We start from the raw sequence: 11,453 nt of genomic DNA, 5'->3' as shown, positions 1-11,453 counted from the left end.
TCGAGCGGCGGACACGAATGTGCGCGCGCCCCGCGCCCGGCGAGGAGATCCGCGGAGCGCGCTGGTCGACCGCGTGCGCCGCCGGAACCACCGGAAAGCGAAGAACGGTGGGCGCGCTCGCGGGCCCCGCGGCGCGCGGGAGAGGGAGGAGGTCGCCCGCCCGCGAGCTAGGCCCTGCCCAGCACGGCGTCGAGCTTGTCGTTGACCTTCGACTCGACCATGCCCTTCATCGCCTTCAGCAGGAACGGGAGGTCGATCTCGACATGGACAGCGGACGCCTCGACGCGCACGAGGCCCTTCGTTCCCTTCGCGGCGCCGCCCGGCGCCTCGAACCGGATGACGTCGCCGTCCCATCGCCACTGGATGCCGAGCTTGTCTTCCATGCCCCGCGCAAGCTCTTCCGCGCGCTTCCTGGCCTCGTCCTTGGTGAGCGCGTGCTGCCGGCGGATGTCGATCGTCGCCATGCGGTATCTCCACTCGTTCGCGTCCGCGGCGACGCGCCGCGCGCGGTACGCTCTACTTACTCGATCCGACGCGCGATCCAAAAGCCGCGCGGCGTGTCGACAGGGCCGCTCACGCCCCCCTTGGGGAGGCTGAACAGCTCGTACTCCGGCGCGGGCTCCAGCACGCCGCGCGGGATGTAGCCGAGGTCGTCGGTCGACCCCTTGTCGCCCTTCTCGATGGCGGCCTTGAAGTCCGTCTTGGCCACCTCGGCGAGCTCCCGGGCGAGCGCCAGCGCGGCATCCTTGGAGCGCGCGGTCGGCGCCGCGCCCTGCGCGCCGCGGTACTGGATCAGCACGACGCCGAAGCGCACCTTCTTCGGCGCCTCGGCCGGCAGCGAGGGCGGCGCCTCGCCCGAGAGGAGCGTGACGCCCGCGTCGGATCGCCCCGCCGGCTCGGGGCCCCTCTCCTGGACGATGTCCTCTGCGCCCGCGTCGCTCCCCGCGTCGCCGTCGCCCGACGCGGTCGTCGCAGGCGCCGCGGCGGCGTCGGCGGCGTCGGCGCCTGCGTCGGCGGGCGCGCTGGCCGCGCCGCGCCCCTTCGAGCCGCCGTTCGTGATGACGAACGCCAGCGCGCCCGCGAAGAAGAGCGTGTAGATGACCGCCGTCGAGCGCTGCATGGGCGGCAGCGCGTTAGCACAGGTGGAGGACGCTTGGCGAGGCCGCGATGGCGACGCGCCGCCTGCCGGACGGCGTCGCCGCTCCCTCGCCGCCCCCGCGTCCCTCCATCCGCCTCCGTCCCCGGCCGCCCCTCGTCCGCGTGCTGTCCGCTTGCCGTCCGCGTGCTGTCCGCTTGCCGTCCGCTTCCTGCTTCCGGACCAAGCACGCGATATGCCCGAGGAAGTCGCCGATTTGAGGGCAGCCGGAAGAAGAGGCGATCCAAGGACCACAACCCCTGCTAGTAAGGAGAGCGGATGTCGGGGCATCCCGGCCTTTCGCGGGCCGAACGAGCGTGGGGGCGCCTGCGAAGGCACTCGCGGCGCCGGCATCGGGTCGGGAAGCATGATCAAGGTCGAGTGCGACGGGTGCAAATCGCCGTACCAAGTCGACGAGAAGCGTGTCCCCCCTGCGGGGCTCAGGATGCGCTGTCCGAAGTGCGGTACGAGCCTGCTGGTGACCAAGGGGGGCGCGAGCGCAGCGCCTGCGCCGACGCCTGTGCCCACCCCCCCGCCGCGGGCCGGGGCGGGAGGTCTTCAGCTCTCGGAGCGGAGCGCCCCGGCGGGGCCCGAGGACGCCGATCTGCCCGTGGCGGCTCCGGAGGATGTCGCATTCCCCGCCGTCGTGCCTCCACGGCGCCCGGGGCCAGCGCCGGCGCCGGTACCGACACCGCCGCGCCGCGCGGTGCCCGCGCCTCCCGCGCCGCCTCCTGAGCCCCCGGGGCCGGAGGTCTTCGGCGAGATCGGCCTGCCGGACGTCCCCGATCGCCCTGCGCCGTCCGATCGGCGAAACGCCAAGACCGTGCCGCAGCGGCGCGGCTTTGGCGAGATCGACCTCATGGTCGAGCTCCCGAGCCCGACGGACGTCGAGGTGCAGGGGCTCAACCCGGACGATCTGCCTGTCGTCTACGGCAATGCGCCAGGGGCGTCGGCGCTCCCGGCGCGCTCGCGCGCGGAGTCCCGCACCGCCCCGGCGACGCCGACCGCGTTCTCCGGGGCCGACCTGCCGGCGCGGGTCGAGCCGCATCCTCCGAGCAGCCGGCGCACCCTCGGGTTCGGCGAGCGAGAGTCGACGCCGGGCGCCCCCTCGGGGCCCGGCGCGCGCGACGCGGGGCTCGGCGCGCGAAACGCCGGGGCCGCCACGCAGCCGCTCGGGCGCGGGCGCACCCGCGGTGCGGCAGACGCGCCCCCGCGCGTGGCCCCGGAGTACGATTTCGGGGACCTGGACGACGACGCGCCCCCGGCTCCTCCGGCGCGCTCCACCGGCGGCTCCATGTCGTTCGGCTTCGGCGAGCTCGAGCTGCCTCTCGAGGGCGACGGCGACTCCGAGCTGCCCTCGGCGTCCTCGGGCGACCTGCCCATCGTCGCCGGCGATCTGCCGAGCTCGGCCCCGGCCGTCATCGGCATGCCCGCTCCGTTCTCGAACACGGGCCTGCCCACGCCGGCTTCCGCGCAGCTTCCCTCGCCGGCTCGCGCCGGGCTCCCGGCCGCGGCTCAGGCGGGCTTCCCCGCCCCGGCCCCCGCGGGCTTCCCCACGAAGGCCACCGGCCCCGCCCTCCCCACGAAGACCGCCGGCTCCGCCCTCCCCACGAAGGCCGCCGGCCCCGCCCTCCCCACGAAGGCCACCGGTGCCGGCTCGCCTGCCGGACCGGGGACCATCGTCGGCGCCGAGCTCTTCGACGAGGCCCCGCCGGACTACGACGACTCGCGCGTGGGCGCCGCATTCCAGGCGCCCGGACCGCGCCCCCTCCCGCCGCAGGCAGCGCCCGAGCCGCCCAGCAGCAGCGCCATGCCGCCCGTCGACTTCGGCGCCGTGCCGCCCGCCGACTTCCTCGCCGCGCCGCCCTCCGACGTCCGCGCCGCGCCCACCACCGGCTTCGGCGCCGCGCCGCCCTCCGACGTCCGCGCCGCGCCCACCATCAGCTTCGGCGCCTCGCCCAACGCAGGCTTCGGCGTCGCCGATTTCGGCGACGAGATCGCGCTCGGCGAGAGCGTCACGCAGCTCGCCCCCGGCGCCGCGCCCGCCCCTTACGATCCGTCCGACCGCTCCGGGAACTTCACGCAATCGCCCGCGGACGCCGACGATCGGGGCATCGAGCTCAGCGAGCCGCACCCCAGCGTCGGGGACGAGGTCGACCTCACCGGCGCGGGCACCGAGATCGGCGACCTGAGCGCCGGTCCCGAGGCGCAGGTCGCGAAGCCCGCGGCGACCACGGAAGCACCGCCGCAAAAGTCGAAGATCAAGCGCTACGTCGTGGCGGCGCTCGCTGTCGCCGCCGTCAGCGGCGGCGCGCTGGCGCTCGTTCCGGACGTCGGCGCCTTCGGCGTGAACCTCATCAGCGACCGGCTCAACGCCTTCGCGCACGAAGGGGCGCTCGCCGAGCTCCGCCAGCGGACCCAGGCGGCCTTCGGCAAGGACACCGCGTCGGCCGCCAACGGAGCGCTGAACGACGCCAACGCCGCGCGCGGCAATGCGCCGCGCCACCGGCCGACCATGGCCTACGCCGCGTACATCGCCTTCGCGCGGAGCATCCGCTTCGGGCACCGGACCGTCGACGACGCCTTCGGCAAGGAGATGCTCACGCTCGCGAGCTCCCATCCGAGCGACCTGCTCTCCCTGGCCGCCGCGGCGCAGGCCGCGGCCAGCGGCGAGCTCCCGCGCGCGCGGCAGGCGGCGCAGGCGCTCGCCGCGCAGCTCAAGGACGACATCGACCTCGCCGTCCTCACCGCCGAGATCGAGCTCGCCGCCAAGGACGCCCCCAAGGCGATCGCGGCGTGGCAGCACGCGAGCGGCATCCAGAAGAGCGCGCGCACGCTCTACGGCCTGGCCCGGGCGCAGATCCTCGCCGGGGACGCCGCGGGGGCCGAGGCGAGCGCCCGAGGCGCGCTCGAGGCCTCGCCCGACCACGTCGGGGCCCGCACCCTGATCGCGTCGCTGCTCTGGCAGGCCCCGGGCCGCGAGCAAGAGGCGCTCGATCTGCTCGGCAAGGTCACCGGCGACGGCCCGATCCGGGCCGCCGCGAGCGACCCCGAGATCGTCGACGCGTACACGCTGCTCGGCGCCATCCACCTCGCGAAGTCGCGCATGAGCGCGGCGGAGCAGGCGTTCGCCGCCGCGGTGAAGCTCGATCCGCAGGCGGTGCGCGCCCTGATCGGCAACGGCGAGGTCCTCTACCGGTCGGGCCGCTACTCCGAGGCGCAGGCGCGCTTCGAGGCCGCGGCCCGCGCCGACGACAAGAACCTCGCCGCGCAGCTCGGCAAGGCGAAGACCTGGCTGGCGCAGGAGCGCATGAAGGAGGCGAAGGACCTCCTGAAGGAGCTGCAGAAGACCCACGCGGCGGCCCCGCAGGTCGCTTACTGGCTCGGGCGCACCGAGCTCGCGCTCGGCAACAAGAAGGACGCGGAGCAGGCGTACCTCGACGCCGTGAAGTCGACCGAGAACCTCCCGGAGGTCGTCGACGCTTACGTGGCGCTGGCGTCGCTCCTGTCCAGCATGGGCCGCAACGAGGCGGCGGCGGAGAAGCTGTCGGAGGCGACGGCGAAGTTCCCGGACCTGCCCGCGCTGCACAAGGCCAAGGCGGAGGTCGCGCTCCAGACAGGGCGCTACGACGAAGCCCGGCAGGAGCTCGAGCTCGCGCTCGCGAAGGAGGACGACCTCGGCAGCCAGTTCAAGCTGGGCGTGGCGTACCGTCGCCTGCGCCGGTTCGAGGACGCCGCGAAGGTCTTCGACAAGGTCACGGCGGCCGACAAGGACTACCCGGGCCTCGCGCTCGAGCGCGGGCTCCTGTTCGAGGAGACCGGCCAGAGCGAGCGCGCGCTGGAGATGTACGCCGACGCGCTCCGCAAGGCGCCGAACGACATCGATCTGAAGCTGCGCGTCGGCTCGACCCAGGTCATGGCGGGCCACGCGAGCCAGGCGGAGCCGATCCTGCGCGACGTGCTCAAGGATCGCGCGAACTCCGCCGAGGCGAACCACTTCCTCGGCCGCGCGCTCCTCGTGCGCGGCACGAACATGGCCGAGGCGCTGCGCTTCCTGGAGCGTGCCGCGGAGCTCGACCCGAACCGCGCCGAGTACCACCTGTACGTCGGCTGGGGCGCCAACGAGACGGCCCAGACCGCGCGCGCCGAGATGGCGCTGAGGCGCGCGCTGGAGCTCGACGCGGAGCTCGGCGACGCGTACTGGCAGCGCGGCGTGCTGCTGCAGAAGCAGGGGGCGAGCCGGGACGCGCTGGCGGATCTGAAGATCGCGCTGGAGAAGCGGCCGTCCCGCTACGAGGCCTACGCCACGATGGCGCTCTGCTACCAGGATCAGGGCAACTGGGCGGCCGCGGAGGAGGCGTGGCGCAAGGCGATCGCGGCCAACGACAAGGTCCCCGAGTGGCACTACCGCCTCGGCAAGATCTACGCGTCGCGCGGCAACCGGGCCGGGACCGCGAGCGAGATGGAGCAGGCGGTCACCCTGGGCGAGGCGCCGGACCGCTCGACCCCGCCGTGGCTGTTCGACGCGCACTTCCTCCTCGCCGAGGCGCTCCGCGCTGCGAACAACCGCGAGAAGGCCATCCACCACTACGAGCGCTTCCTGGAGACGGCGCCGACCGACAACGCCTACCGGCGCGACGCGGAGCAGGCGCTGGAGAGCCTGGGGGCCGGGAAGGGTCGCTGAGGCGGAGCGAGCGGCCGCTGCTCGGCTATCCTGGCGGATGATCCCCCCCGTCAACGCCCGCCTCGCGGTGCGCGCCGACATGCCCGAGGTGGCGCGCTTCGCCGCGCAGCTCGTCCGCCTGCACCACGCCCTCGATCCGCACCGCTTCATGTGCCTGGAGCCGCTCGAGCCCGGCTACGAGCGATGGCTCACGAAGGAGCTCGGCGACCCCGACGCCGCGATCGTGGTCGCCGAGCGAGCCGGCCCTGAGCCGGCGCTGGTCGGCTACGCCTACGGCCGCCGGGAGCCGCGCGACTGGAACAGCCTCCTCGACACCTGCGGCGCGCTCCACGACATCTATGTCGCCGAGCCCGCGCGCCAGCTGGGCGCGGGCGCGATCCTCCTCGGGGCCGTCATCGCGCGCCTCCGGGCCCTGGGCGCGCCGCGCATCGTGCTCCACACCGCGACGCAGAACGCCGCCGCGCAGCGCCTGTTCGAGCGGTTCGGCTTTCGCCGCACGATGATCGAGATGACGCTCGAGCTCGAGTGATCGCGGCGTCCGCCCCGCTATCGGCGCGTCGGCCACCCCGCTATCGGCGCATCGGCCACCCCGCTATCGGCGCATCGGCCGCTCCTCGATCCGAACCTCCGAATCCGATGGCGCTCCCGGGGCGCTGGCCGAGGGGGATGGACTCATGAGCTTCAGCCTCCCCGGCTCGACCCCGCGAGCTCCGCGGCCGTCTGCGCCCACACCATCGTGTCGCGCGGCTCGCCCGTGGGCGTCAGGGCGTTCGCCTCGAGCGTCGTCACATGCCGGTACCCGAGCCGCCGGGGCACGGCGGCGCTCGCGGTGTTCCGCGGATCGCAGCGGATCTCGACGCGGCTCACGCCGAGCTCCTCGAGCGCGACCCGGGTCAAGCCTGCCACCGCCTCGGTCGCGTAACCGCAGCGCGTCGCCGTCGCCCGGAGCCAGTAGCCGATCTCGATCGCGCCCGGGCCGATCCGCGGGTGGAGCCCCGTGCCCCCGAGCACGTCGCGCTCGTCGCGCGTGAAGATGCCATAATGAAAGTCGCGTCCCGCCGTGAAGTCGTCCCGGAACTTCTCCAGGAGCGCGGCGGTCGCCTCCATGGAGGAGGGCTCGTGCACGGCCCACGGCATCCAGGGCCGCAGGTGCGCAAGGCTGGAGTCGATCGCTCCCCTGATCAAAGGCGCATCCTCCGGTCGCCACGCTCGCAGCGTCAGCCGAGCGGTCAGGATGCGGTCCGGCGGGCGTTCACCTGTCATCGCGTCGCTCCCTGCCTGTCGCCGTCATGCGCTTGACGACGACAACACCGTCTTGTCCAGGCCATCGGACCACGCGATGGTCACGCCCCGGACCCTGCGAACCCTGGTGTGCTCCGGCGTCGAGGAGAGCAGTCGTCACGCCACGCAGCATACAACGACGACATGCCTCGCACATCCGGCCAATCCCTCGCCACAGCAGCGAGCATCGCCGTTGCACGTCGGTCCACGCACCTCTTGCCGAGGGCATCGACGCTGCCGCGGAGCGGCTTGACATGTCCGCCATAACAGATTAATGTCCGCCATAGAAGAGTAAGGCGGAAAACATCAGCGCGCCTTCCCGCACACCGGGAGGAGATCCTCCTCCACGCCCGCGCGTGGACGACGGATGACCGCTCGAGCAGAGGTGCCATTGGCTGAGGTGGCGCGGACTGCGAACCATGACACGAGGAGGAAGGATGAAGATCTGAGCACGCCTCGTCCCGAGGGGCCCGACGTCTCCCGGGTACTCGACAAGGAGTCGACCTTCGATCAGCAGCGGCCTTCCCACGCCGGATTCACTGCTGCCTCCGCAGCACATCACCAGCAATCCCTGCTTCCGTCGCAGCAAACGCGCGGCCGGCGCGGACGATTGCGATCCGTTCCTGCAACAGCGCTCTGGCACGCTCCCTGCTCTCTGCCACGACGACGGCCCGTGAGCTGAGCACACCCCCTGCCTGAGAGCAGGAGAGCTCTTCGCCTGGCGCACGCCATCAAGGAGAACAGGATGACGAAGCTGCGACTCTACAGCGCGAAGGCGTGCCCCTTCGCCCACCGCACCCGGCTCGTTTTACAGGAGAAGGCGATCGACTTCGAGCTGAGCGAGGTCGATCTGCAGAACAAGCCGCGGGCGTTCGTCGACGCCTCGCTCTACGGCAAGGTCCCGGCGATCGAGCACGAGGGCCACCGCATCTGGGAGTCGGCGATCATCAACGAGTACATCGAGGAGGTCTTCCCCGAGCCGCGGCTCCTGCCCAGGGAGCCGGGCAGGCGCGCCCAGGCGAGGATCTGGATCGATTACTCGAACACGCGCCTCGTGCCGGCGTTCACCCAGCTGCTCAGGGCCGAGAACCGGGACCAGGAGGCGGAGGGGCGCAAGGCGCTCGGCGACGTGCTCGCGTTCATCGAGCGGGAGGCGCTGGCGAGATCGTCCGGCCAAGGGCCCTACTGGCTCGGCGCCGAGGTCAGCCTCGTCGATCTCTCCTTCTATCCATGGTTCGAGCGGCTGTCGGCGGTCGGCCGCCTCCGTGACTTCTCCATCCCCGCGGAGCTCACGCGGCTCCGGGCGTGGATCGAGGCTGTGCAGGCGCGCCCCGCGGTGCGCGCCATCCAGAATCCGGTCGAGTTCTACGTGGAGCGCTTCGCGAAGTTCGTGAAGCCGGCGACGACGGCCGCCTGAGCGGCGCCGAGGGACAAGGGACATCATGGTGAAGCTCTGGGGTCACAAGAATTCTTCGAACGTGCAGAAGGTCCTCTGGGCGCTCGACGAGCTCAAGCTCGATTTCGAGCGCATCGACGCCGGCGGGACGTTCGGTCGCGTCAAGGACGCCGACTATCTCACCCTCAACCCGAACGGGCTGGTTCCGACGCTCGAGGACGGCCCGCTGGTGCTCTGGGAGTCGCACGCGATCGTGCGTTATCTGTTCTCGCGCTACGGGTCGCCGCCGCTCCAGCCGAGCGATCTCGCCGACAGGGCGCGCGCCGACGCCTGGACCGACTGGCAGTTCGGGACCCTGTGGCCCCCGATCCGGACGCTCCTGGTGCAGCTGGTGCGCACGCCCGAAGAGCGCCGCGATCAGGCCGCGATCGAGGCAGCGCGCAAGTCGACGCTCGCCGCGCTGGGGATCCTCGACAGGCAGCTGTCGCGGCACCCGTGGGCCGCGGGAGAGTACTTCACGTTCGCCGATATCCCGCTCGGGGTCGCGGCGCAGCGGTGGTACAACCTGAAGACCGAGCGGCCCGCGCTGCAGCACGTCGACGCGTGGTACGGCCGCATCAAGCGCCGGCCTGGCTTCGAGCGCTGGGTGGATCTGCCCCTGGGATGAGAGCGGGGCGCGCCCCTCGGGCGAATGCTCGATCGCCCGCCCTGCCCTCTCGTATCTGCGTCTCTTCGCGCGGACGACCCCTCAGAACATTGGCAGCTCGGTGTCCAGCCCGAGGAGCACACGGCCCTGGACCTCGCGCGTGTGCGGGGCGACGAGGGCGTGCTGCGTGACGGCGTGAACGTCGCGGAAGCTGCGTTGAAGAGGGCTCTCCGCGTAGAGCGCCGTGGCGCCGCCCGTCGTGAAGGCCAGATCGACGGCGCGCGCCGCGCCGAGGGCGGCGTTCGTCGCGGCGAGCCGGACGCGCGCCCGCTCCCGCAGCGAGATCGACCTGCCAGAGACCGCGGCGTCCCAGACGGCGCCGACGGCCTCGAGGAGATAGGCCCTGGCCGCGCCCAGCGTGGCCTCGGCCTCGGCCACGGCGAGCGCCGTCGAGGGCCGCGTCGCGAGCGACGTCGTCATGCCGCTCGGCCGCTTGGTCGCCGCGAGCCGGGTCAGCTCATCGACGGCCGCGCGCGCCATCCCGAGCGCGGTCGCCGCGACAGCGCTCGCCAGGAAGCCGAAGAGAGGGAACACGAAGAGAGGCCCTGGATGGGTCGGCGCCGTCATGGGGAGTCGGATGCACCGGCTGCTCGGCACGAAGACGTCCACGACCGCGAAATCGTGGCTCCCGGTGCCGGCAAGGCCGGAGGCGCTCCACGTATCCAGGATCTCGCACTCCGAGGCGCGGAACATCGGCACGACGGCCTCGGGGACGCCCCCGGGCCGCATGCGTGGGGCTGATCCGTCGTAGACCACCGCGGTGCCGCCCAGCCAGTCGCAATGATGGCAGGCGCTCGCCATCGCCCACCTCCCGGCGACCCGATAGCCTCCCTCGACCTCGACGGCGCGCCCGCTCGGCGCAAAGACGCCGGCGGTCACGGCGTCCGGGATCGCATGCATCTCTTTGCCCCCCTCCGCCGGGATGTACGCCTCGAACGCGCCGGTCGTGCCGCAGATCATGGCGCACCACCCTGCCGCGCCGTCGGCGCGCGAGAGCTCCTCGATGACCTGCAGCGCCGTGAGGGGATCGGCCTCGAGCCCGCCCAGCGCGCGCGGGCGACACATGCGGAAGATGCCCGACTCCCGGAGCGCCCTCGCGACCGGATCGGGCAGGCGGCGCTCGCGCTCTCCCCGCTGGGCGTGCTCCTGAACGAGCGGAACGAGGCTGCGCGCGGCGTCGAGGAGCGACGCGGGCGCGGCGGAGGACATCGTGGCCATGGTGCTCGACTCACCCCTTCCTTGGCGGCTGCGCATAGCGCTCCTCTTCAACGTAGTACTCGGGGAACCCCACGATCTCCTGGAGCGCCGTGAAGCTCATCCGCGGATCGGGGTGCCGGCCGGCGCGCAGGGCCCCGAGCGCCTCTCGCATGGCGGCGGCGGCGACCGAGAGCAGGGTGAGCGGATAGGCCGCGATCTTGTAGCCGATCGCCTCGAGATCGGCCGGCGGCAGCACCGGCGTCCTGCCGTGATCCACCATGTTGGCCATGGTCGGCGCGCGCACCTCACGGCAGAACGTTCGCATCTCCTCCACGCTCTCGGGCGCCTCCAGGAACACGATGTCTGCCCCGAGGTCGGCGAACGCCCGCGCGCGGGTGAGCGCCTCATCGAACCCGTGCGTCTGGCGGGCGTCGGTGCGGGCCATGATGAGCACGCCGGCGCCCTCGTCGCGCGCGTCCACGGCGGCCTGGACGCGGGTGAACGCCTCGTCGCGGGGCACGACCTGCTTGCCGCGCGTGTGGCCGCAGCGCTTCGGAGCGACCTGGTCCTCGATCATGACGCAGGCCAGCCCGGCCTGCGCATAACCGCGCACCGTGCGCTTCACGTTCATCGCATTGCCGTAACCCGTGTCGCCGTCGCCGAGCACCGGAATCGACACGGCGCCGCAGATCGCCCGCGCCTGATCGACCATCTCACCATACGAGATGAGCCCCGTGTCGGGCGCGCCGAGGCGCGCGGCGGAGACCGCGAAGCCGCTCATGAACGAGAGGGAGAAGCCGGCCTGCTCGATCAGCCGCGCCGACAGCGCGTCGAAGCAGCAAGGCATGACGAGGAGGCCGGGCGAGGCGAGCAGATCGCGGAGCTTCTGAGCGGGGGACACGGCGGGGACGATACCGCAATCGGCTGCCCGTGAGGCAAGCGCGAAGGCCCGAGAGGCGCCGCGCGCCGCCGCGCGGCCGCGCGAGCAAGAGGGATGGACGGGGGCGCGCGCCGGCGTGCGTTCCTGTTGCGGGCCCCCGGCGCCCGGGGGCAG

The 11,453-nt window shown here is 72.8% G+C and carries 9 protein-coding genes; 4 read left to right on the top strand and 5 right to left on the bottom strand.

What is annotated here, in order from left to right:
- Positions 1 to 167: 167 nt before the first annotated feature.
- Positions 168 to 464: a polyhydroxyalkanoic acid system family protein gene (locus tag WMF14_RS03430; RefSeq protein WP_272097713.1), complete on the bottom strand. Its 297-nt coding sequence runs from the start codon at positions 462 to 464 to the stop codon at positions 168 to 170.
- 56 nt (positions 465 to 520) lie between these two features.
- Positions 521 to 1,120: a peptidyl-prolyl cis-trans isomerase gene (locus tag WMF14_RS03425; RefSeq protein ID WP_437798746.1), complete on the bottom strand. Its 600-nt coding sequence runs from the start codon at positions 1,118 to 1,120 to the stop codon at positions 521 to 523.
- Positions 1,121 to 1,502: 382 nt separating this feature from the next.
- Here WMF14_RS03425 and WMF14_RS03420 point away from each other — a divergent pair, with 382 nt between their 5' ends.
- Both WMF14_RS03420 and WMF14_RS03415 read left to right on the top strand, forming a co-directional pair.
- Positions 1,503 to 5,819: a tetratricopeptide repeat protein gene (locus WMF14_RS03420; RefSeq protein WP_437798745.1), complete on the top strand. Its 4,317-nt coding sequence runs from the start codon at positions 1,503 to 1,505 to the stop codon at positions 5,817 to 5,819.
- A 37-nt stretch (positions 5,820 to 5,856) separates the two neighbouring features.
- Positions 5,857 to 6,348, top strand: coding sequence for an N-acetyltransferase family protein (locus tag WMF14_RS03415; protein ID WP_437798744.1), 492 nt, complete (start codon positions 5,857 to 5,859; stop codon positions 6,346 to 6,348).
- Positions 6,349 to 6,500: 152 nt separating this feature from the next.
- Here the strand turns inward: WMF14_RS03415 and WMF14_RS03410 are convergent, their stop codons facing one another.
- The gene (locus WMF14_RS03410; protein WP_437798743.1) at positions 6,501 to 7,082 is read right to left on the bottom strand and encodes a GNAT family N-acetyltransferase; all 582 of its coding nucleotides are present in this window, start codon (positions 7,080 to 7,082) and stop codon (positions 6,501 to 6,503) included.
- A 763-nt stretch (positions 7,083 to 7,845) separates the two neighbouring features.
- Between WMF14_RS03410 and WMF14_RS03405 the strand changes: the two genes are divergently transcribed.
- Both WMF14_RS03405 and WMF14_RS03400 read left to right on the top strand, forming a co-directional pair.
- Entirely contained in the window at positions 7,846 to 8,517 is a 672-nt protein-coding gene (locus WMF14_RS03405) for a glutathione S-transferase family protein (protein ID WP_437798742.1), read from the top strand.
- Positions 8,518 to 8,542: 25 nt separating this feature from the next.
- Positions 8,543 to 9,163: a glutathione S-transferase family protein gene (locus WMF14_RS03400; protein ID WP_437798741.1), complete on the top strand. Its 621-nt coding sequence runs from the start codon at positions 8,543 to 8,545 to the stop codon at positions 9,161 to 9,163.
- Positions 9,164 to 9,244: 81 nt separating this feature from the next.
- Here WMF14_RS03400 and WMF14_RS03395 read toward each other — a convergent pair whose 3' ends face one another.
- Together WMF14_RS03395 and WMF14_RS03390 are read right to left on the bottom strand one after the other, a co-directional pair.
- Positions 9,245 to 10,420 (bottom strand): acyl-CoA dehydrogenase family protein, encoded by a 1,176-nt coding sequence (locus tag WMF14_RS03395; protein WP_437798739.1) that lies wholly within the window; start codon positions 10,418 to 10,420, stop codon positions 9,245 to 9,247.
- A gap of 10 nt (positions 10,421 to 10,430) precedes the next feature.
- Positions 10,431 to 11,300 (bottom strand): isocitrate lyase/PEP mutase family protein, encoded by an 870-nt coding sequence (locus WMF14_RS03390; RefSeq protein ID WP_437798738.1) that lies wholly within the window; start codon positions 11,298 to 11,300, stop codon positions 10,431 to 10,433.
- Between the last annotated feature and the right edge of the window lie 153 nt (positions 11,301 to 11,453).

Origin of the sequence: Sorangium sp. So ce693 (genome assembly GCF_051521375.1) — a bacterium.
Classification (GTDB): Bacteria; Myxococcota_A; Polyangia; order Polyangiales; family Polyangiaceae; genus Sorangium; species Sorangium atrum.
Note: the sequence above shows the minus strand (reverse complement) of the source record. Positions and strands in the feature narration are given on the sequence as shown.